This is a genomic window from Streptomyces sp. NPDC048197, from assembly GCF_043202395.1.
GTDB lineage: Bacteria > Actinomycetota > Actinomycetes > Streptomycetales > Streptomycetaceae > Streptomyces > Streptomyces siderophoricus.
This window is the reverse complement of sequence record NZ_JBIDAJ010000007.1, coordinates 109,651-130,099: the sequence shown is the minus strand read 5'-3', so window position 1 is coordinate 130,099 and position 20,449 is coordinate 109,651. Positions and strand designations below refer to the sequence as shown.

Sequence of the window (20,449 nt, the reverse complement as noted above, 5' to 3'; positions counted from 1 at the left end):
CCCGGCCCGACCAAGGAGCCCGCAATGCCACCCACCGTGGTTGCCGTCATCCCCGCCCGCGGCGGATCCAAGGGCGTGCCCGCCAAGAACCTCGCCGCCGTCGGGGGCGTGCCCCTGGTCGCCCGCGCGGTCCGCGAATGCCGCGCCGCCCGCCTGGTCACCGACGTCGTGGTCTCCACCGATGACGCCGGGATCGCGGCCGCCGCGCGCAGCGCCGGAGCCGTCGTCGTCCGGCGCCCCGGCGACATCGCGGGCGACACCGCCACCAGCGAGGCCGCCGTCCTGCACGCCATGGACGCGTACGAGGCCGAGCAGGGCACCACGGTCGACGCGGTGCTGCTGGTCCAGTGCACCAGCCCGTTCCTGGTCCGCGAGGACGTCGACGGGGTGGCCGCCGCGGTCGTCGAGGGCGGCGCCGACAGCGCGCTGACCGTGGCGCCCTTCCACGGCTTCGTCTGGCGCGACGCCGAGCCCGCGGTGGGCGGCGCGACCGCCGGCGACGGCGGCCACGGCGTCAACCACGACAAGTCCTTCCGGCCGCGCCGCCAGGACCGGCCCCAGGACCTGCTGGAGACCGGCGCCGCCTACGCCATGGACGCGGCCGGCTTCCGCACCAGCGGCCACCGCTTCTTCGGCCGCACCGAACTCGTCCGCACCGACCCGGCCCGGGTGCTGGAGGTCGACGACCCGCACGACCTCGCCCGCGCCCGCGCGCTCGCGCCGCTGCTGGACGCCCCGCGCCCCGGCGCCCTGCCGACCAGGGACGACATCGACGCCGTCGTCCTCGACTTCGACGGCACCCAGACCGACGACCGGGTGCTGATCGACGCCGACGGCCGGGAGGTCGTCGCGGTCCACCGCGGCGACGGCCTCGGCATCGCCGCCCTGCGCCGGGCCGAGCTGAAGCTGCTGATCCTTTCCACCGAGACCAACCCGGTCGTCGCCGCCCGGGCCCGCAAGCTGCGGGTGCCCGTCCTGCACGGCATCGACCGCAAGGACCTCGCCCTCAAGCAGTGGTGCGAGGAGGCCGGAGTCGCGCCCGAGCGCGTGCTCTACGTCGGCAACGACGTCAACGACCTCCCGTGCTTCGACCTCGTCGGCTGGCCGGTGGCGGTCGCCGGGGCGCACGACGTGGTGCGCGGCGCGGCGCGCGCCGTCACCGCCACGCCCGGAGGCAGCGGCGCGATCCGCGAGATCGCCGGCTGGCTGCTGGGCCCCTCCCTGTAACTCCCACCCCCCGTCCCTGCCCAGCTCACCCCACCCCCTGAACCCCACCCCGCACACCCCTTATCCACACGAAGGAATCTCCCCATGAGCACCAACTCCCGCCTCCGCAAGCTCGGTGCCCGCGAGGCCGGCCCCGGCCGCCCCGTCTACGTCACCGGCGAGATCGGCATCAACCACAACGGCGACCTGGAGAACGCCTTCGCGCTGATCGACGCCGCCGCCGACGCCGGCTGTGACGCGGTGAAGTTCCAGAAGCGGACCCCGGAGGTCTGCACCCCGCGCGACCAGTGGGACATCGAGCGCGACACCCCCTGGGGCCGGATGACCTACATCGACTACCGCCACCGCGTGGAGTTCGACGAGGACGGCTACCGCGCCATCGACGAGTACTGCAAGAAGCGCGGCATCGCGTGGTTCGCCTCCCCGTGGGACGTGGAGTCCGTCGCCTTCCTGGAGAAGTTCGACGTGCCCTGCTACAAGGTCGCCTCCGCCTCCCTCACCGACGACGAGCTGCTGCGCGCCATGCGCGCCACCGGCCGCACCGTCATCCTCTCCACCGGCATGTCCACCCCCAAGCAGATCCGGCACGCCGTCGAGGTCCTGGGCAGCGACAACATCCTGCTCTGCCACGCCACCAGCACCTACCCGGCCAAGGCCGAGGAGCTCAACCTGCGGATGATCAACACCCTGCAGGACGAGTACCCCAACGTCCCGATCGGCTACAGCGGCCACGAGACCGGTCTGCAGACCACCCTCGCCGCGGTCGCCCTCGGCGCCACCTTCATCGAGCGGCACATCACCCTCGACCGCGCCATGTGGGGCTCCGACCAGGCCGCCTCCGTCGAGCCCGGCGGTCTCTCCCGCCTCGTGCGCGACATCCGCACCATCGAGGAGTCCCTCGGTGACGGCGTCAAGAAGGTCTACGAGTCCGAGCTCGGCCCGATGAAGAAGCTGCGCCGGGTCGCCGGCGTGGTCGCCGAGACGGAGGCCGCCGAGGCCCAGCCCGCGGCGGTCTGACACCGGCCACCAGCCGACGGGAGACAAGGTGAGCTCACCTGAGGGGATCCGCGCCGCGCCGTTCACGCGAGGTGCCGAGGTCCCGCCCCAGGGGACGACGGGTACTCCCGCCCGTCGTCTCCTGGGGGTGCCCCGGCAGCGCCACCGCCCCCGCACCGCGGCCGCCGGTGCCACCGCCCGCACGGCCGCCCGCGGCACCGGCACCCTCGCCTTCGTCGAGAGCCCGGTGCAGCTGCTCAACGTCCTGGAGTGGGCGCACGCGGCACTGCCGGAGGCCGACGCAGCGGAGGCCGGCGCAGCGGAGGCCGGCGCCTCGGACGGTGCCGCCCCGGACGGTGGCGGGGCCGGCCGGGCGGCCACCGAGGTCACCATCGTCGTGCTCTCCCCGCACGACCCGATGACCCGCGGCCAGCTGCGCCGAATGGCCGAACTCGCCCGCGACGAAGGGCACACCGTGCGCTGGGAGGACGCCCGCGGCGGCCCCACCGCGCCGCTGCGCACCATCGGCGGCCTCACCCCGCTGCTGCGCCGGGCCCGCCGGATCGTCATCGGCGACCCGTTCTCCCGCTACGTCCAGCTGCTGCTCGCCCTCACCGGCGCCCCCGACCTGGTCGTGGTCGACGACGGCACCGCCACCATGGAGTTCATCTCCCAACTCGCCCGCGGCGAACGGCTGGTGCGCTGGCACCGCAGCGGCGGCGGACGCGGCGCCCGGGACCTGGTCTTCGCCCCGTTCTCGGCCACCGCGCGCCGCCGGCTCACCCCGCCGCCCGAGGGCGGCCGGCGCACCGTCGGCGTGTTCAGCTCGATGCCCGTCGAGGCCCCGCCCGGTGTGCACCTCGCCCGCAACGACTTCGCCTGGACCCGGGCGCGGTTCGGCCCGCCCCGCGTCATGGGCGCCGCCGACATCGTCGGCACCTCGCTCGTGGAGACCGGGGTCGTCGACGCCGACCGCTATCTGGCGGCGGTCGGCACCCTGGCCCGTACGCACGGCGCCAGCCGCTACTTCGCCCACCGCCGCGAGAGCACCGAGAAGCTGCACCGCCTCGCCGCCGCGACCGGCCTGGAGATCGTCCGCCCGGACCTGCCGCTCGAACTGATCGCCCGCCGCGGCCCCGTCGGACGGCTGATCGTCAGCTTCCCGTCGACCGTCGTGCACACCCTGCCGCTCGCCCTGGCCGGTACACAGGTCCGGGTCGCGGTCTGCGACATCGACCCGGAGTGGCTGACGGCCAACGCTTCACCGCGCGCACAGGGCTTCCTCGACGGGGTCACCGGGACCGCCCGCGACGTGCAACGACTTCCGTTCGGGGAGCGGACGGCCACCGGTTGAGCGGAGCGGGGGCATGGCGACGGCCATGGCGGGAAGCCGTACTTCATACCCCTCCCATAAACGGTCCATGCGCCGAGCGGCCTAGATTCTCTTCCCCTAAGGGGCTGAACTTTTGTTGATCGAGGGACAGTTGCCCCATCGGTGGGCCTAATCTTCAACAGGTGAACCAACTGATGTCCCGCGATTCCGACGACGCCGACGCCCCCGCCGACACCGCCGCCGGGGCCCCGCTCCCCGGCACGCTGCCCGAGGCGCTCGGTGCCGAACTCATCGACTTCCGCCGCGACTTGCACCGCCACCCCGAGCTCGGAAACCAGGAGTTCCGGACCACCGCGGCGATCAAGGAGCGGCTGGAGCAGGCCGGACTGCGCCCCCGGGTACTCGCCACCGGCACCGGCCTGATGTGCGACATCGGCACGGACACCGCGTACGGCGACGGAACCGCCCCGCTGCTCGCCCTGCGCGCGGACATCGACGCCCTCCCCATCCCGGACACCAAGACCGTGGACTACGCCTCCGCGGTCCCCGGCCGGGCGCACGCCTGCGGCCACGACGTGCACACCACCGTCGTGCTCGGCGCCGGCCTGGTGCTGGCCGCGCTGGCCCGCGACGGCGCGCTGCCCCGCCCGGTGCGGCTGATCTTCCAGCCCGCCGAGGAGGTGCTGCCGGGCGGCGCCGCGGACGCCATCGAGTCCGGGGTGCTGGACGGCGTCGGCCGGATCCTCGCCGTGCACTGCGACCCGCGCGTGGACGCCGGCAGGATCGGCCTGCGGACCGGCGCGATCACCTCCGCCTGCGACCGGCTGGAGGTCGAGCTGGACGGCCCCGGCGGGCACACCGCCCGCCCGCACCTGACCACCGACATGGTCACCGCCGCGGCCCGGGTCGCCCTCGACGTGCCGGCGCTGATCGCCCGCCGGGTCGACGCCCGGGCCGGGCTCGCCGTCACCTGGGGCCGGCTGTCGTCCGGGCACATCTGCAACGTCATCCCGCAGCGCGCCGAGCTGTCCGGCACGGTCCGGTGTCTTGATCTCGACGCCTGGCGCAAGGCCCCGGACATGGTGCACGCCGCCATCGACGAGGTCGCGACGCTGCACGGTGCCAAGTCGCAGATCAACTACGTGCGCGGGGTGCCGCCGGTGGTCAACGAGGCCGACAGCGTGACGCTGCTCAAGGACGCGATGACCGCCCGGCGCGGCGCCCACAGCGTGGAGGACACCGAGCAGTCCCTGGGCGGCGAGGACTTCTCCTGGTACCTGGAGGAGGTCCCCGGCGCCATGGCCCGCCTCGGCGTCCGCCGCCCCGGTGAGCTCGGCCGGTACGACCTGCACCGCGGCGACTTCGACGTCGACGAGCAGGCGATCAAGGTCGGCGTCGAACTCTTCACCGCGGCGGCGCTGCTCTCCGGAGAACTTCTCCCGTAAGGGGACGCGGGGCCCGGACCCCAGGGAAACCGGGCCCCGGGCCTCCTCGGTGCGATCTTGAACCTCGCAGCGGAGGCCGTGGCGCCCGCCACATCGCGATCAAGGCCCTGAGAGACAAATCGATAACGTCCACACAGTGGAGGGTTTTCCGCCAGGTCTACGCGCGTTAATCTCCGACAAGCCAGCGCCAATGGAGGCGCTACGAGTCGAAGGGGCCCTCGTGCACCGGGTATCCAAGATCGTTGCCGCGGGCATTGCCACCGCGGCCCTCACTCTCTCCCTGAGCGCCTGTGGCGAGTCGTCCACCGAGTCCGGCGGCAAGGACAAGGGCGTCGGGCTCGCCTTCGACGTCGGCGGCCGGGACGACCACTCGTTCAACGAGGCGGCGGCTCGTGGCGTGGACAAGGCCGAGAAGGACTTCGGCGTGAAGTCCAAGATGATGACCGCCAAGAACGGCGAGACCGAGGCGGACCGCGAGCAGCGCCTGTCCTCGCTGGCCGAGGCGGGTTACAACCCCGTCATCGGCGTCGGCTTCAACTACGGCAAGTCCGTCAACAAGGTCGCCAAGCAGTTCCCGAAGACCACCTTCGGCGTCGTCGACTCGCCCTCCCAGGCCAAGAACGTCTACGGCATGGTCTTCGCCGAGAACGAGGCCTCCTACCTCGCCGGTGTCGCCGCCACGCTGAAGAGCAAGACCCACAAGGTCGGCTTCATCGGCGGCGTGAACAACGCGCTGATCCAGAAGTTCCAGGCCGGCTTCGAGCAGGGCGTCAAGGACACCGACCCGAAGACGAAGGTCACCTCCGAGTACCTCTACGCCAACGACGACAAGGGCTTCAACGACCCGGCCGCCGCGAAGGGCAAGGCCAAGGGCATGCTCGACGCCGGTATCGACGTGATCTACACCGCGGCCGGCCAGTCCGGTAACGGTTCGATCGAGACGGTCGCCGGCAAGAAGGGCACCTGGGCGATCGGCGTCGACTCCGACCAGTACCTCCAGCCGGGCCTGGCCCAGTACAAGAACTCGATCCTCACGTCGGTCATGAAGAACGTCGACGTGGCGGTGTACGACCTGGTCAAGAGCGTGCACGACAAGAAGCCGCTGACCGGCAACAAGAGCTACACGCTCAAGGACGACGGTGTGCGGCTGTCCACGTCGGGCGGCTTCATCAAGGACATCCAGGCCAAGATCGACGCGGCGAAGAAGAAGATCGCGTCGGGTCAGGTGAAGGTCAGCGAGACCCCCGCCAAGTAGTAGCGTCTCTGCGGTCCGGCGCGGCGGCCACCCGCCGCCGCGCCGGGCCGTTCGCCGGATCGACCCGGCAGGTATTTCGGCTTTTTTCGGCGTCAACACTACGCGCGTAGCGCGGAGTTGGCGCGATATCTTCACCTCCCCGCTCCTTCGTACCACTCCCTGTCCCCCGAGGAGAGTGCGCCATCAAAGCGTCCAGCAGCCCCCAGGCAGACAGCGCCCCCGCCGCGGCACCGGCGGTGGAACTCCGCGGGATCACCAAGCGGTTCCCGGGAGTCGTCGCCAACCACGACATCGACATCACCATCCACCGCGGCACCGTGCACGCGCTGGTCGGCGAGAACGGCGCGGGCAAGTCCACGCTGATGAAGATCCTCTACGGCATGCAGAAGCCGGACGAGGGCACCATCCGCATCGACGGCGACCAGGTCAGCTTCCACAGCCCGGCCGACGCCATCACCCGCGGCATCGGCATGGTGCACCAGCACTTCATGCTCGCCGACAACCTCACCGTCCTGGAGAACGTCGTCCTCGGCGGTGAGAAGCTGCACGGCATCGGCGCCAAGGCCCGCGCCGAGATCCTCAAGATCTCCGACCGCTACGGCCTCGGCGTCCGCCCCGACGTCCTCGTCGAGGACCTCGGTGTCGCCGACCGCCAGCGCGTGGAGATCCTCAAGGTCCTCTACCGCGGCGCCCGCACGCTCATCCTCGACGAGCCGACCGCCGTGCTGGTCCCGCAGGAGGTCGACGCGCTCTTCGACAACCTGCGCGAACTCAAGGCCGAGGGCCTGACCGTCATCTTCATCTCCCACAAGCTGGGCGAGGTGCTCTCGGTCGCCGACGACATCACCGTCATCCGGCGCGGCACCACCGTGGCCTCCGTCGTCCCCGGCGAGACCACGCCCAAGCAGCTCGCCGAGCTGATGGTCGGCAGCGAACTGCCCTCGCCGCAGACCCGCGAGTCCACCGTCACGGACGTGGAGATGCTGAAGGTCGAAGGGCTGCGGCTGACCACCGCCGACGCGGAGGGGGTGGAGCGCACCGTCCTGGAGGACGTGTCGCTGACCATCCACAAGGGCGAGGTCCTGGGAATCGCGGGCGTGGAGGGCAACGGCCAGGCCGAACTGGTCGAGGCGATCATGGGGATGCGCGACCCCGACGGCGGCACCATCACGCTGGACGGCACCGACATCAGCCACCTGCCCACCCGCACCCGGCGCGAGGACGGCATCGGCTACATCCCCGAGGACCGCCACCGGCACGGCCTGCTGCTGGAGGCCCCCCTGTGGGAGAACCGCATCCTGGGCCACGTCACCCAGAAGCCCAACGCCAAGGGCCGGCTGCTCGACCTCAAGGCCGCCCGCGCGGACACCGAGCGGATCGTCGCCGAGTACGACGTCCGCACCCCCGGCATCGACGTCACCGCGGCCTCGCTCTCCGGCGGCAACCAGCAGAAGCTGATCTTCGGCCGTGAGATGAGCCACCACCCCAAACTGCTGATCGCCGCGCACCCCACCCGGGGCGTGGACGTCGGCGCCCAGGCACAGATCTGGGACCAGATCCGTACCGCCCGCCACGAAGGTCTCGCCGTACTGCTGATCTCCGCCGACCTGGACGAGCTGATCGGCCTGTCCGACGGCCTGCGGGTGATGTACCGCGGACGGCTCGTCGCGGACGCGGACCCCGCCACCATCACCCCTGAGGAGCTGGGTTCGGCCATGACCGGCGCCGCCAGCGGCCATCTCACGCACATCGACAACGACTCCGCCGCGGAGCAGGAGCCGCGCTCGTCCCAGGAGGGGGAGTCCGAGTGAAGAAGATCGACAAGAACAAGCTGATCCTGGGCATCGCCGCGCCCGTCCTGGCGATCGTCGCGGCACTGGCCATCACCTCGGTGATCATCATGGCCACCGGCAAGGACCCGATCCACGCCTACCTGGTGATGGCCGACTTCGGCTCCAAGAGCGACAGCCAGGTCTGGATCATCAACAAGGCGGTCCCCTACTACCTGTCCGCGCTGGCCGTCGCCATCGGCTTCCGGATGAACCTCTTCAACATCGGCGTCGACGGCCAGTACCGCATCGCGGCGTTCTTCGCCGCGGTGGTCGGCGGTGCGCTGACCCTCCCCGGCTTCCTCCAGATCCCGATCATCATCATCGTCGCGATGCTGGTCGGCTCGGTCTGGGCCGGCATCGCGGGTCTGCTGAAGACCACCCGCGGCGTCAGCGAGGTGATCACCACGATCATGCTGAACGCCATCGCGGCCGCGGTCATCGGCTACTTCCTCCAGGACGGCCGGCTCGCGGTCAAGGACGGCAACCTCTTCCACACGCCGAACCTCCCGGCCTCCAGCCACTTCTTCACCATCCCCACCCAGCCCGCCCCCCTCGACGGCTTCCTCGTGATCGCCGTGGTCGTCGGCTTCGCGTACTGGTTCGTGCTCAACCGCACCCGCTTCGGCTTCGACCTCCGCACCGTCGGCCAGTCCGAGTCCGCGGCCGAGGCGGGCGGCGTCAGCGTCAAGCGGATGATCGTCACCTCCATGCTGCTGTCCGGTGCCGCGGCGGGCCTGATCGGCATGCCGACGCTGCTCGGGTCCTCGTACAACTACGGCACCGACTTCCCCATCGGCATCGGCTTCACCGGCATCGCCATCGCGCTGCTGGGCCGCAACCACCCGCTCGGGATGGCCGCCGCCGCGCTGCTGTGGGGCTTCCTCGAACGGACCGGCACCCAGCTCGAATTCGAGGACTACCAGCAGGAGATCGTCGGCGTGATGCAGGGCGTCATCGTCCTGTGCGTCGTCGTCGCCTACGAACTCGTACGGCGCTACGGCCTCAGACTCCAGCAGCGGCAGGTCGGCGCGGAGCTCGCCGCCCAGGCCCGTAAGACCGAGAAGGCGGAGGTGTCCTCGTGAGTACGAACCTCACGGCTCCGGTCGACCAGAGCCCCCACCACCACAAGCCCAAGGCCCCCCGGGCCAAGCTCAGCTACCCCAAGGTCCTGCTGATCATCTCGGGCAGCCTGATCCTGCTGTCCCTGCTGCGGGTGATCACCGGCGCCAACAACCTGACCGAATCCGGCCAGTACATCGCCGCGCTCAACGCCGCCGTGCCGATCGGCCTGGCCGGCCTCGGCGGTCTGTGGGCCGAGCGCTCCGGCGTCATCAACATCGGCCTCGAAGGCATGATGATGCTCGGCGCCTTCTCCGCGGGCGCGGTCGGCTGGCAGCACGGCCCCTGGGCCGCGGCGGCGGCCGGCATCGTCGGCGGCGCGCTCGGCGGACTGCTGCACGCCGTCGTCACCGTCACCTTCGGCGTCGACCACATCATCTCCGGCGTCGCCATCAACATCATGGCGCTCGGCCTGACGCAGTTCCTCGCCAAGCTGTGGTTCGGCGCGGACGGCAGCGCGGCGGCGGCCGCCGGCGGCAACGACAAGCAGTCGCCACCGATGCCCGACATGCCGACGTTCACCGTCCCCGGTCTGTCCGACTGGCTCTACTCCGTCGAGCAGCACCACTGGTTCCTGGTCTCCGACGTGGCCGGCATCCTCGGCTCCCTGGTCACCAACGTCTCCTGGCTGACCCTGCTGACCGCCGTCGTCTTCGTGCTCAGCTTCTTCGTCCTGTGGCGCTCCTCCTTCGGCCTGCGGCTGCGCTCCTGCGGCGAGGGCCCGATCGCGGCCGAGTCGCTGGGCGTCAACGTCTACCGCTACAAGTACGCGGCGGTGATCGCCTCCGGCGCACTGGCCGGCCTCGGCGGTGCGTTCCTCGCGATCTACGTGCACATCTACCAGGACGGCCAGACCGGCGGCCGCGGCTACATCGGCCTCGCCACCATGATCTTCGGCAACTGGCGGCCGGGCGGCGTCGCCATGGGCGCCGGCCTGTTCGGCTTCATGGACGCGCTCCAGCTGCGCGGCGGCGGCCCCACCGTCCACGCGCTGCTGCTCCTGCTCGCCGTGCTGCTGGTCGGCCTGGCGGTGTGGAAGCTGCGCGCCGGGCAGCGCCCGCAGGCCGTGATCAGCCTGGTCGCCGCCGTGCTGCTCACCGTCTGGTACACCACCACCGACACGGTCCCGCTGGAGATCGTCGGGGTCGCCCCGTACATCGCTACGCTGCTGGTGCTCTCGCTGGCCTCGCAACGACTGCGGCCGCCGAAGGCCATCGGCAAGATCTACCGGAGAGGCCAAGGCAAGTGAGCACCACTCCCGACTGGGAGTCGCTGCGTGCGCAGGCCCGGGACGCGATGTCCCGGGCCTACGCCCCGTACTCCGGCTACCCCGTCGGGGCCGCCGCCCTCGTGGACGACGGCCGCACGGTCACCGGCTGCAACGTCGAGAACGCCTCCTACGGCCTCGCCCTGTGCGCCGAATGCGGCCTCATCTCCGCCCTCTTCGCCACCGGCGGCGGCCGCCTGACCGCCTTCACCTGCGTCGACGGCGCGGGCAACCCCCTGGTCCCCTGCGGCCGCTGCCGCCAACTCCTCCACGAACACGGCGGCCCGGACCTCCTGGTGGACACCCCTTCCGGCATCCATCCGCTCTCCTACCTGCTTCCGGAGGCGTTCGGGGCGGGGCATTTGGGGGGTTGAGGGGCGGGCGGGACCTAGGGGCGGGCCTTCTGAGGGGTGGCGGGCGAGGCCGGTGGCTTGCTTGTACGGCCCTAGGGGTGCCATCGCCCGCTTGGGGCATGGCACCCCCCGCCACCCACCCCCCGCCACCCACCCCCGACGGGGACCGCTGACAGCGGCACCGGCGTCGGCTCGCCCTAGGCTGCTCGCATGATCCGTGCAGTGGCGTTCGACATCGGCGAGACCCTCATCAGGGACGACCGCGGGTGGGGGGCGTGGGCCGATTGGCTTGGTGTCAGTCGGCACACGCTGTCCGCGTTGGTCGGTGCGGTGGTCGCACAGGGCCGGGACAACGCCGACGCGCTCCGGCTCGTACGGCCGGACATCGACGTCGAGGCCGAGCGGGCTGCGATGGAGCGGGCCGGCTGCGGCGAATTCCTCGATGAGACCGACCTGTACCCCGACGTCCGGTCGTCCCTGGCCACGCTCCGGGAGGCGGGGATCCGAGTGATCGTCGCCGGCAATCAGACACGCAGAGCAGGGGAGTTGCTGCGCACCCTCGACCTGCCGGTGGATGCGCTTGCGGTGTCCGGGGAGTGGGGCGTGGCCAAGCCGGACCCTGCGTTCTTCGCCCGCACCGTTGAGTTGGCGGAGGTCGCGGCGGACGAAGTGCTGTACGTCGGTGATCACCCGCAGAACGACGTGGTGCCGGCGGGGCGGGCCGGGATGCGGACTGCGCACCTGTGCCGCGGGCCGCTCGGGCACCTGTGGGCGGACAGCGAGTACGCGCGCGCCGCGGACTGGCGGATCGGGAGTCTGGCGGAGCTGACGGGCGTGCTCCTACCGGGGTGAGGTGACTTCTCGGCCTTGCCCATGTGACGGAGCTGGGTATCCGCCTACCCGGACAGTGACGACGCGGGTACGGTTCGCAGTGGCCGCGCCGAACGGAGACCGTATGCCCAGCACCGTGTATCAGGGGGCAGGCCCCCGCATCGCCTACGAGCGGCGCATCGCTGGCCTCACCCAAGTCGACCTCGCCCGTGCTGCCGGTGTCGCACTGGGCACCATCCGGAAGGTCGAGCGCGGCGAACGTGGAGTTTCCGACGCTGTCCTGACTGCCCTCGCGGACGCACTGGACACCGACCCCAGCCGCCTGCTGCCGGACCGGGAACGCCCGGACGACCGTGTGCACGAGGCGATGCCGGGACTCTCCGCAGTCCTTGCCGCATACGAATCGCCGGAGGACGGGCCGTGCCGCGAACTGCCGGCGCTCCGTACGGCTGTCGCTTCGGTCGTCGCATACCGGCTGAGCGCGCAGTATGCGCGCATCGGCCGCACCGTCCCTGGGCTCCTCGCCGAGCTGTGCCGCGCGCTGCGAGCCGCGGCGCCGCACGACCAGCCTGTGATGGCACGGCTGCTGGCGGACGCATGCCGAGCAGCCGACGCCGTCGCGTTCAAGTACGGGGCGAAGGACCTCTCAGCCCGTCTCATCGACCTCATGCGGTGGGCGGCACCTCAGGCTCACAATCCGCTCGTGGATGCCACGGTGGCCTACGTCCGTACGGAGGTCCACTTCGGTGCCCAGACACATGCCGTGGGGTTACGTGCCCTTGAACAGGCTTTGGATCGTGCTCCGCGACATGATGCCCCTGAGGCCCTGGCGGCCCGTGGCGCGCTGCACATGCGGGCCGCGGTGATCGCCGGACGGGCCGGAAACGGGGACGCGGCGGCACTCCACCTCGATGCCGCCCGTGCCCTCGGCGACCGGGTGAGGGAGGACGTTTACGGAGGGACTGCATTCGGACCGGACAGTGTGCGCATCCACGAGGTTTCGGTGGCCGTGAGTCTCGGTGACGACTACCTGGACCGGGCTCTCCGGCTCGCCCGCGAATGGAAGCCGCCGTGGAGCCTGCCGGCGGAGCGCCGCTCGGGCTTCTACATCGAACTCGGCCGCACTCAACTCTGGGCCGGTCGGCCGGATGCCGCGTTCGAGTCGCTGAAGGTGGCCCGCCGGATCGCGCCGCAGCACGCCCGGGAGCACCAGTGGGTGCGGGAGGATGCGGCAACGCTGCGTCGTCTGAAGCGTGCGGACGCCGAGAGTCTGACGAGCTTCGCCGAGTGGTGTCACGCCGGGGCGAGCGCCTGAACGGTACCCCTCGCAGGGGTACTTGGGGGCTACGCGCAGGGCCAGTCTCTTCCTGAGCCCAACCAGGCCGCGGTGCACACCTGAACGCGGCTGGCCGGCCTTTGTCGCCGTTGGCTCACGGAAGACCCCGCGACGCTGCTGACGTCCGGGGACATGGCCATCAACTGCCAGGGAGTTGACAACATGTCCGACGCTACAGCGAGATTCTTAGTCCTGCTGCTGCGGCTGCTGTTTCCCGCGCGAGGCTGCCACCGGTACGTCGGCGCACTGCCCGCCATGAGGTGCGAGGACGCACCGACGCTCGCCCCGCACCGCAGGCCCGTCCGGCAGCCCGTACTGCTGCGTGGCGAGGACTCGGCCCTGGTACGCCCGTATCTGCTCACGCCCGCAGAGCTACAACAGCGCCGCTCACAGCACCAGCGGCGACAGGTGCTGTGGCTGGCTCCACGAGGCATCGACGTCGGGCCGTACGTGATGCATGCCGTGGGGGCGACAGCGTGATCAACCCGATGAACAACGCGCGGCTGCTGCCGTGGTCCAGCCCGGACGGGAAGCCGTGCTACCTGGCAGGCCATGGCAACGGATACGTGTCCCGCCTGGCCGACAACGTGGAGGCGGCACAGCTCAGCTCGGCCGCTGAACTGATCCAGGAAGCCCGCCCCCTCCTCGCCGGACGGACCTGGACCCCTGATGAAGTCCATCTACTGGCATGCGTGTTGACCGCGTCCCTGGCCGATGTGCACCGGGTGGCGGAGAGCAGAGGCGCGCGGCTGCCCGCCCCGGACGGTGACGAACCCGACGGCGATGCCGCTCCGGGCGGCGGTGATGGCGGCGAGTCGCGGTTTCCTGCAGACGCGTTCGTCTGATCCGCGCGTGGTGCACACTCACCCGCCGGAGCGGCCGTCGCCATCACGGCCGACAACCCGACCGGTGGCAGAGCCCGATCCGTGGCGACGGACGGGCAACTCCCGTGCCCAGCCGGGCCGGGACCGACGAGAGAGAGGGGGCGCGGCATGGCCGCGACCGCTGAGACCGAGAGCGCCACATCCGCTACGTACCTCACCAGCACCCGCCCCTGGGGCGCCGGTCGACTCGCGCCGTATCCGGCCACGTTGCGCCGTTCGCACGCTACGGTCACCGTCGACCCCGCCACGCAACTCGGCGTGTTCCGCGACCACGCCGGCCAGGTGGTCGAGATGGGAAAGCACGGCACCAGCTCCGGCACCGAGACCTCCACGACAACGAACTCGGACTCGCAGAACGACCAGGGCCACGACCAGGACAGCCAGCAGGACTGATGCCTGCGACCGAGGAGAGGCCGGTACTGGTGGCCACCGAGGCGGACGATGTCACCGCCGACATGGTGATCACACAACTCAACCGGCGAAACGTGCCGGTGGTCAGGTTCAACCCCGCCGACATCGGCGGATGCCTGACGGTCTCGGCCCGGTTCGGCGCCTGCCCGGCCCCAGTGGCCGGGCAGGTGCGCACCGTGTCGAGAACCGTCGACCTGGATCGCGTGCGAGCGGTGTACTGGCGCCGCCCCGTCTGGCCCGACTTCCCGTACTTGCGCGACGACGATGCGCGGTTCGCCGCCGCGCAGGTTCGCTATGGGCTCGGCGGTACCCTTTACGCCCTCGAAGACCCGCTATGGGTCAATCATCCCCTTCGTAATGCAGCGGCCGACTACAAGCCTGCTCAACTCGCTGTCGCCCAGCGGCTTGGCCTCAGAGTGCCGTCGACCCTTGTGACCAATGACCCCGAAGAAGCACGGGAGTTCATCGCCGCACACGGTCAGGTGATCTACAAGACACTGCGGTGGACCTCGTACAAGCGAGACGGAGTTCCGGTCACAGGGTGGGCAGACCCGGTCACCGCCGCGGAGATCGATGACAGCGTGCGCGTGACGCCGCACCTGTTCCAGGCCCGCGTGGACAAGATCGCCGACGTGCGAGTGCTGGTGGTCGGCGGGCGAGCGTTCCCTGTGCGGATCGACTCCGACCTCCTGGACTGGCGCAAGGACTACTCCGCCCTCTCCTACAGAGTGGTAGGCCTGCCTGATCACGTGGAGAAGGCGCTCTTCGCCTACTTGGGCCGCTTCGGGCTGGTGTCCGGGAGCTTCGACCTCGCCGTTGACCGGGCGGGTGACTACTGGTGGTTGGAGCTGAATCCGAACGGCCAATGGGGGTGGCTGGAAGAGAAGACCGGCCTGGAAATGTCCGCCACGTTCGCCGACCTGCTGACCCGAGGAGAGCCCGCCCCATGACGGAAACCGCATCCGAGCGACGTGCCCTTGCCGACAGGCTGGAGAAGGCCGGTGTCCTTACGACCCCCCAATGGCGGGCGGCGGTTGAGGCCGTACCGCGTGAGCTGTTCTTGAACCCCGGGGTCTTCCTGCCCGTGGGCGGTGGCCGCTGGCGACCGGTCACAGCGGTTGGAGCCGACCCGGCGGAGTGGGCGGAGACCGCCTACAGCGACCAGTCCCTGACCACTCAGCTCGATGGTCACCTCACCGCCGACCAGGCCGCTGACCTTGTGACAGGTGTGCCCACGTCCTCGTCCACCACGCCCGTCACCGTGGTCGGCATGATCGAGAGCCTGGATGTGGAAGACGGGCACCAGGTGCTGGAGATCGGCACCGGCACCGGTTACTCCTCGGCCCTGATGTGCCACCGCCTCGGCGAAGACAACGTCACCACGGTCGAGGTGGACCCCGATGTGGCGGCCCGCGCAGACGCCGCGCTGGAAGCAGCCGGGTTCTCGACATGGACCGTGACGGGGGACGGGCTCCTGGGGCATCCCCGCCGCGCCCCGTATGACCGGGTGATCGCCACTTGTGCCGTGCGCCGCATCCCCCACACCTGGATCCGGCAGACGAAGCCGGGCGGCATCATTCTCGCGACCCTTGGCTCCTGGCCCTACGGCACGGGTCTGGCAAAGGTGACCGTGGGCGAAGACGGGACCGCCGAGGGGTGGATCATCGGCCGCTCCTCGTTCATGCAGGCTCGGGCGCAGGCCGTGGTCCCGCCGGCCGGCGACCTGTCCGCACGCACGGCCTTCCCCGACAGCGAGCGCGCGACGAAGATGGCGCCGGTCATGCTGGCGGAGTGGATGCCCGCCTTCCTCGCCCAGCTTGCCGCGCCCGGCGCACACCTCGTTCGCGCGTCGACGCGCGAGGGACCAGAGCTTTTGTACCTCTTCGACCCGGAGCGCGAGTCCTTCGCACAATTCACGTCTGACGGCGATGGCTGGACCGTCCGCCAGGGCGGCCCGGTGGCTCTGTGGGACGACATCGAGCAGGCCCTCACTGTATGGCGGGACGCGGGAAGCCCGGACATCACCGCCGTACAGCTCCAGCTCGACAACAAGGCCCACACCTATTGGATCGAGGACAGCCCGTCGCTGCGCTGGCATCACCGCCTTGCATGAAAGAGCGCGAAGCGATCAACCCCGGCGGCCCCCTACCCTCCTGGGGAGCAGCCACCGGATCGTAAGGATGCGAGATGGACGACGAACCGTTGTCGGAATGGGCGGAGCGCCGTTACGCGAAGGTCGGACGGCTCCGCGCAATTCCCCTCGTCACCGGTGACGGCCCCAAAGGGGCGCATGTGAACCCGGAGGCACCCCGTGCCATCCAGCGATGGAACGGATACTCATGGGAACCCCACGGTTTCGCGTCCGACCTTGCCGAGGCGAAACGGATCCTGTACCCCGGGGTCATCGAGTCCCCGGCCCCGGCTCCGGGGCCGGCGCCCAAGCTCGGCGCAGGCACCGGCAAGCACCGTAAGCCCCAGGCGCCAAGGTCGGAGCGCTAGGGACCGTCCGGCCGCGTGGCCTACACCGCGCCGGCCGGACGGTCCACCGCTGGACGATGTAGCCGACATCAGCCTGGGGCGCAGTGCTCTGCGCCCCAGCGGATCAAGGGCTCGCCGCATCCCCGCCCACCCACCCTGGCCACCCCCGCGTCTATGCGTGTAGAACGGACCTACCCGTTCGAAAGGAACCGTCCATGGACGCCATCTCCGTCATCCGTACCAAGCGCGACCGCGGCGAGCTGACCCCCGATCAGATCGACTGGGTCATCGACGCCTACACCCGCGGTGAGGTCGCTCACGAGCAGATGTCGTCCCTGGCGATGGCGATCTTCCTCAACGGTATGAACCGCAAGGAGATCGCCCGTTGGACCGCCGCGATGATCGCGTCCGGTGAGCGGATGGACTTCTCCTCGCTGCCCCGGCCCACCGCCGACAAGCACTCCACCGGCGGCGTCGGCGACAAGATCACCCTGCCGCTGGCCCCGCTGGTCGCCGCCTGCGGCGCGGCCGTACCGCAGCTCTCCGGCCGCGGCCTCGGCCACACCGGTGGCACCCTGGACAAGCTGGAGTCCATCCTCGGCTGGCGTGCCCACCTCAGCAACGCCGAGATGCTGGACGTGCTCCGCGACGTCGGCTCCGTGATCTGTGCCGCCGGCGACGGCCTGGCACCCGCCGACAAGAAGCTCTACGCGCTGCGCGACGTCACCGGCACCGTCGAGTCCATCCCGCTGATCGCCTCCTCGATCATGTCCAAGAAGATCGCCGAGGGCACCGGCTCCCTCGTCCTGGACGTCAAGGTGGGCTCCGGTGCCTTCATGAAGCACCTCGACGACGCCCGTGAACTCGCCTCCACCATGGTCGAGTTGGGCAACGACCACGGGGTGCGAACGGTCGCCCTGCTCACCGACATGGCCACCCCCCTCGGCCGCACCGCCGGCAACGCCCTCGAGGTCCGCGAGTCCGTCGAGGTGCTGGCCGGCGGCGGCCCCCAGGACGTCATCGACCTCACCCTCGCCCTCGCCCGCGAGATGCTCGACGCGGCCGGCCTGCCGGACGCCGACCCGGCCAAGGCCCTCGCCGACGGCTCCGCCATGGACCACTGGCGCCGCATGATCACCGCCCAGGGCGGCGACCCGGACGCCCCGCTCCCGGTCGCCCGCGAACAGCACACCGTCACCGCCGCCGCCACCGGCACCCTCACCACCCTCGACGCCTACGCCGTCGGCCTCGCCGCCTGGCGCCTCGGCGCCGGCCGCGCCCGCAAGGAGGACCCGGTCCAGGCCGCCGCCGGCATCGAACTCCACGCCAAGCCCGGCGACCGCGTCACCGCCGGCCAGCCCCTCCTCACCCTCCACACCGACACCCCCGAAAAGCTCCCCTACGCCCTGGAGGCCCTCGACGGCGGAGTGCTGATCGGCGCCCCCGACACCACCTTCACGGCGAGCCCGGTGGTCCTGGAACGCATCGGCTGACCTGCGGTTTCCTCGTACGGGTGAACGGGATCGGTGGACCGGCGCCGGTCCCGTTCGGCATGCTGGGATCGGTGACGTAGCGATAGAGGAGACCGCCATGAGCGCACTCACCGTCGACCACGCCGAGGGCAACGGCCCCGAGTGGGACGACCTCGTCCGTATCTGGGAACAGGCGGACGCACGCGAGGGCTGGAAGGTGGAGATCATCGAGGGGATCGTCACTGTGTCGCCGCCGCCCGACAACAGCCACAACTTCATCGCCGCGAAGGTCCAGCGCCGGCTGTACTCGGTGCTTCCGGAGGACTGGGACATCTACCAGACTCTCGGGACGGGCATTCCCCTGCGCAAGGGCCTTTACATCCCCGACATCGCCGTGGTTCCGGACGATGTCGTGCTCGCCAAGACCGGCGAGTACGTCCCGGCGTCCGCCGCCAAGCTGATCGTCGAGGTCACCTCGAAGTCCAACGCGAGCAACGACCGGATCGCGAAGGCGGCGGGCTACGCCCGAGCCGGCGTCCCGCTTTACCTGCTCGTCGACCGCTGGGCCCCCGCCGGTCCGGCCATCACCCTCTACGGCGAACCGGCCGGCGACGTCTACCGCGTGCTGCAGGCCGTGAAATTCGGCGACGAGCTGGAACTTCCCGCCCCGTTCGACCTCGCCCTGGACACCGGGGTCTTCCCCGTCGACTGACGACATACCGCCCGATCTGCAACACAGCACACGACGAAGGACCCGCCCCGCCAGGACAGGTGGCGGGACGGGCCCTTCGGTCGAGGGGCGGGCGGGACTACGGGGCCCCGGCCGCGTGGGAGTTGCTCGCGCAGGTGGGGTTACGCCGCCCGGGCCAGGTGGAGGAGGCGGCGTTCCGCTACGGCCTTGCGGGTGGCGTAGAGGGTGATCGACGCGGCGCCGAGCATCGCGGCGAGGCCGAGGAGGACGGTGCCCTGCCAGCCGACCGCGTGGAAGGCGGCGGCGCCGAGCGCGCCGCCCAGGCTGCTGCCGACGTAGTACGCACACTGGTAGAGGGCCGACGCCTGGGCGCGGGCCGTCTTGGCGGTGCGGCTGACCGACGACGAGGCGACCGCGTGGCCCGCGAAGAAACCGGCGGTGATCAGGACCAGGCCCGCGAGCACCGCGCCGACCGAGTCGGCGAGGGTGAGCAGCAGGCCCGTCGAGGTGGTGCCGACGGCCAGGTAGAGCGCGCCGCGGCGGCCCACCCGGGCGACCAACTGGCCGGCCGCCGCCGAGGAGGCCGTACCCACGAGGTAGACCACGAAGACCGAACCGACGATGCCCTGCGGGAGGTTGAACGGCTCGGCGACCAGCCGGTAGCCGATGACCGTGTAGACCGCGCCGAAGACCGTCATGAACAGGGCGCCGATGGCGTACAGGCGACGGAGGAGCGGGTCGGCGAGGTGGCCGCCGAGGGTGCGGGCCAGTGCCCGCGGGCCGACCGAACGGGGCGCGAAGTGCCGGGCCTTGGGGACCAGCAGCCGGAACGTCACCGCGCACACCACGGCCATCAGCCCCACCGCGCCGAGCGCGGCCCGCCAGCCCCAGCCCTGGGCGACCCAGCCGGTCACGATCCGGCCGGACATCCCGCCGATGCTGTTGCCGGCCACGAACAGTCCGATGGCCGCCACCAGCGCCTTGGCGCGTACCTCCTCGGCCAGGAAGGCCATCGCCGACGCCGGCAGGCCGGCCAGCGCCACGCCCTGGACGGCGCGCAGCGCGATCAGGACGCCGAGCGACGGCGCGAACGGCACCAGCAGGGCGATCACCGAGGCCACCGAGAGCGATGCGGTCATGAGCGTGCGCCGCCCGAAGCGTTCGGACACCGCGCTCAGCGGGATCACGCCGAGGGCCAGTCCCAAGGTGGCCGCCGAAACCGTCCAGCTCGCCTGGTCCGGGGAGACCCCGAGGTCGCCGGAGATGGCGGGCAGCAGTGCCTGGGTGGAATACAGGAGGGCGAAGGTGGCCACTCCGGCGGCGAAGAGGGCGAAGCTCATCCGGCGGTAACCGGGGCCGCCCGGCCGCAGCTTGCCCGCTTCGGGGTCGGGCGCGGCGGCGGAGGAAGAGGAGCTGGTGGACGACTGGGGAGAGGCGGCCGCACGGTCGGTGACGGACGCCCCGGTATCAGCGGGAGGCATGCTTCGACCGTAGGACCCGACAGTTCATGCGTCCAATG

General features: G+C 70.9%; 20 protein-coding genes. 19 read left to right on the top strand and 1 reads right to left on the bottom strand.

All coding sequences use genetic code 11. The features are described from left to right. The first annotated feature begins 24 nt into the window (after window positions 1-24). The 19 genes from ACGF4C_RS12540 to ACGF4C_RS12450 all read left to right on the top strand — a co-directional run bounded on the left by ACGF4C_RS12540 (window position 25) and on the right by ACGF4C_RS12450 (window position 18,951). The gene (locus tag ACGF4C_RS12540; RefSeq protein ID WP_393565646.1) at window positions 25-1,227 is read left to right on the top strand and encodes a cytidylyltransferase domain-containing protein; all 1,203 of its coding nucleotides are present in this window, start codon (window positions 25-27) and stop codon (window positions 1,225-1,227) included. A gap of 84 nt (window positions 1,228-1,311) precedes the next feature. Further along, window positions 1,312-2,244, top strand: coding sequence for an N-acetylneuraminate synthase family protein (locus ACGF4C_RS12535; RefSeq protein ID WP_393565644.1), 933 nt, complete (start codon window positions 1,312-1,314; stop codon window positions 2,242-2,244). Window positions 2,245-2,371: 127 nt separating this feature from the next. Further along, window positions 2,372-3,577 (top strand): hypothetical protein, encoded by a 1,206-nt coding sequence (locus tag ACGF4C_RS12530; protein ID WP_393565872.1) that lies wholly within the window; start codon window positions 2,372-2,374, stop codon window positions 3,575-3,577. Window positions 3,578-3,750: 173 nt separating this feature from the next. Continuing rightward, window positions 3,751-5,001, top strand: a complete 1,251-nt coding sequence (locus ACGF4C_RS12525; protein ID WP_393565871.1) for an amidohydrolase — start codon at window positions 3,751-3,753, stop codon at window positions 4,999-5,001. Window positions 5,002-5,221: 220 nt separating this feature from the next. Continuing rightward, window positions 5,222-6,256: a BMP family ABC transporter substrate-binding protein gene (locus tag ACGF4C_RS12520; protein WP_362146959.1), complete on the top strand. Its 1,035-nt coding sequence runs from the start codon at window positions 5,222-5,224 to the stop codon at window positions 6,254-6,256. A 182-nt stretch (window positions 6,257-6,438) separates the two neighbouring features. Beyond that, window positions 6,439-8,067 (top strand): ABC transporter ATP-binding protein, encoded by a 1,629-nt coding sequence (locus tag ACGF4C_RS12515; RefSeq protein WP_393565869.1) that lies wholly within the window; start codon window positions 6,439-6,441, stop codon window positions 8,065-8,067. Further along, window positions 8,064-9,170, top strand: coding sequence for an ABC transporter permease (locus ACGF4C_RS12510; protein ID WP_393565642.1), 1,107 nt, complete (start codon window positions 8,064-8,066; stop codon window positions 9,168-9,170). The genes ACGF4C_RS12515 and ACGF4C_RS12510 overlap by 4 nt, the downstream gene beginning before the upstream one ends. Further along, window positions 9,167-10,456, top strand: coding sequence for an ABC transporter permease (locus tag ACGF4C_RS12505; RefSeq protein ID WP_393565640.1), 1,290 nt, complete (start codon window positions 9,167-9,169; stop codon window positions 10,454-10,456). Before ACGF4C_RS12510 ends, ACGF4C_RS12505 begins: the two co-directional genes overlap by 4 nt. Further along, window positions 10,453-10,848: a cytidine deaminase gene (locus ACGF4C_RS12500; RefSeq protein WP_393565638.1), complete on the top strand. Its 396-nt coding sequence runs from the start codon at window positions 10,453-10,455 to the stop codon at window positions 10,846-10,848. The genes ACGF4C_RS12505 and ACGF4C_RS12500 overlap by 4 nt, the downstream gene beginning before the upstream one ends. Before the next feature lie 189 nt (window positions 10,849-11,037). Then, window positions 11,038-11,679 carry an HAD family hydrolase gene (locus ACGF4C_RS12495; RefSeq protein ID WP_393565636.1) on the top strand — a complete coding sequence of 214 codons (642 nt, stop codon included), beginning with the start codon at window positions 11,038-11,040 and terminating at the stop codon, window positions 11,677-11,679. A gap of 103 nt (window positions 11,680-11,782) precedes the next feature. Beyond that, complete coding sequence (locus ACGF4C_RS12490) at window positions 11,783-12,973, top strand: helix-turn-helix domain-containing protein (protein ID WP_393565634.1); 1,191 nt, start codon at window positions 11,783-11,785, stop codon at window positions 12,971-12,973. A 276-nt stretch (window positions 12,974-13,249) separates the two neighbouring features. Then, a complete protein-coding gene (locus ACGF4C_RS12485) occupies window positions 13,250-13,474 on the top strand; it encodes a hypothetical protein (RefSeq protein WP_393565632.1) in 225 nt (74 codons plus the stop codon). After that, entirely contained in the window at window positions 13,471-13,839 is a 369-nt protein-coding gene (locus ACGF4C_RS12480) for a hypothetical protein (protein ID WP_393565630.1), read from the top strand. Before ACGF4C_RS12485 ends, ACGF4C_RS12480 begins: the two co-directional genes overlap by 4 nt. A gap of 147 nt (window positions 13,840-13,986) precedes the next feature. Continuing rightward, the gene (gene tgmA, locus ACGF4C_RS12475) at window positions 13,987-14,271 is read left to right on the top strand and encodes a putative ATP-grasp-modified RiPP (protein WP_393565628.1); all 285 of its coding nucleotides are present in this window, start codon (window positions 13,987-13,989) and stop codon (window positions 14,269-14,271) included. Further along, window positions 14,271-15,239, top strand: coding sequence for an ATP-grasp ribosomal peptide maturase (gene tgmB / locus ACGF4C_RS12470; RefSeq protein WP_393565626.1), 969 nt, complete (start codon window positions 14,271-14,273; stop codon window positions 15,237-15,239). Before tgmA ends, tgmB begins: the two co-directional genes overlap by 1 nt. Beyond that, the gene (tgmC, locus tag ACGF4C_RS12465; protein WP_393565625.1) at window positions 15,236-16,402 is read left to right on the top strand and encodes an ATP-grasp peptide maturase system methyltransferase; all 1,167 of its coding nucleotides are present in this window, start codon (window positions 15,236-15,238) and stop codon (window positions 16,400-16,402) included. The genes tgmB and tgmC overlap by 4 nt, the downstream gene beginning before the upstream one ends. Window positions 16,403-16,476: 74 nt before the next feature. Further along, the gene (locus tag ACGF4C_RS12460) at window positions 16,477-16,788 is read left to right on the top strand and encodes a DUF6087 family protein (RefSeq protein ID WP_393565624.1); all 312 of its coding nucleotides are present in this window, start codon (window positions 16,477-16,479) and stop codon (window positions 16,786-16,788) included. Window positions 16,789-16,982: 194 nt separating this feature from the next. Then, complete coding sequence (locus ACGF4C_RS12455) at window positions 16,983-18,260, top strand: thymidine phosphorylase (RefSeq protein ID WP_393565623.1); 1,278 nt, start codon at window positions 16,983-16,985, stop codon at window positions 18,258-18,260. 97 nt (window positions 18,261-18,357) lie between these two features. Continuing rightward, the gene (locus ACGF4C_RS12450; protein WP_393565621.1) at window positions 18,358-18,951 is read left to right on the top strand and encodes a Uma2 family endonuclease; all 594 of its coding nucleotides are present in this window, start codon (window positions 18,358-18,360) and stop codon (window positions 18,949-18,951) included. 140 nt (window positions 18,952-19,091) lie between these two features. On the opposite strand, the gene ACGF4C_RS12445 is transcribed toward ACGF4C_RS12450, so the two are convergent. Then, a complete protein-coding gene (locus ACGF4C_RS12445; RefSeq protein ID WP_393565619.1) occupies window positions 19,092-20,411 on the bottom strand; it encodes an MFS transporter in 1,320 nt (439 codons plus the stop codon). Between the last annotated feature and the right edge of the window lie 38 nt (window positions 20,412-20,449).

What these genes read in the sequence shown, in the direction of transcription:
- ACGF4C_RS12540 (WP_393565646.1), top strand. Translation starts at nt 25, where the DNA reads ATGCCACCCACCGTGGTTGCCGTCATCCCCGCCCGCGGCGGATCCAAG.
- ACGF4C_RS12535 (WP_393565644.1), top strand. Translation starts at nt 1,312, where the DNA reads ATGAGCACCAACTCCCGCCTCCGCAAGCTCGGTGCCCGCGAGGCCGGC.
- ACGF4C_RS12525 (WP_393565871.1), top strand. Translation starts at nt 3,751, where the DNA reads ATGTCCCGCGATTCCGACGACGCCGACGCCCCCGCCGACACCGCCGCC.
- ACGF4C_RS12495 (WP_393565636.1), top strand. Translation starts at nt 11,038, where the DNA reads ATGATCCGTGCAGTGGCGTTCGACATCGGCGAGACCCTCATCAGGGAC.
- ACGF4C_RS12490 (WP_393565634.1), top strand. Translation starts at nt 11,783, where the DNA reads ATGCCCAGCACCGTGTATCAGGGGGCAGGCCCCCGCATCGCCTACGAG.
- ACGF4C_RS12485 (WP_393565632.1), top strand. Translation starts at nt 13,250, where the DNA reads ATGAGGTGCGAGGACGCACCGACGCTCGCCCCGCACCGCAGGCCCGTC.
- tgmA (WP_393565628.1), top strand. Translation starts at nt 13,987, where the DNA reads ATGGCCGCGACCGCTGAGACCGAGAGCGCCACATCCGCTACGTACCTC.
- tgmB (WP_393565626.1), top strand. Translation starts at nt 14,271, where the DNA reads ATGCCTGCGACCGAGGAGAGGCCGGTACTGGTGGCCACCGAGGCGGAC.
- tgmC (WP_393565625.1), top strand. Translation starts at nt 15,236, where the DNA reads ATGACGGAAACCGCATCCGAGCGACGTGCCCTTGCCGACAGGCTGGAG.
- ACGF4C_RS12460 (WP_393565624.1), top strand. Translation starts at nt 16,477, where the DNA reads ATGGACGACGAACCGTTGTCGGAATGGGCGGAGCGCCGTTACGCGAAG.
- ACGF4C_RS12455 (WP_393565623.1), top strand. Translation starts at nt 16,983, where the DNA reads ATGGACGCCATCTCCGTCATCCGTACCAAGCGCGACCGCGGCGAGCTG.
- ACGF4C_RS12450 (WP_393565621.1), top strand. Translation starts at nt 18,358, where the DNA reads ATGAGCGCACTCACCGTCGACCACGCCGAGGGCAACGGCCCCGAGTGG.
- ACGF4C_RS12445 (WP_393565619.1), bottom strand. Translation starts at nt 20,411, where the DNA reads ATGCCTCCCGCTGATACCGGGGCGTCCGTCACCGACCGTGCGGCCGCC.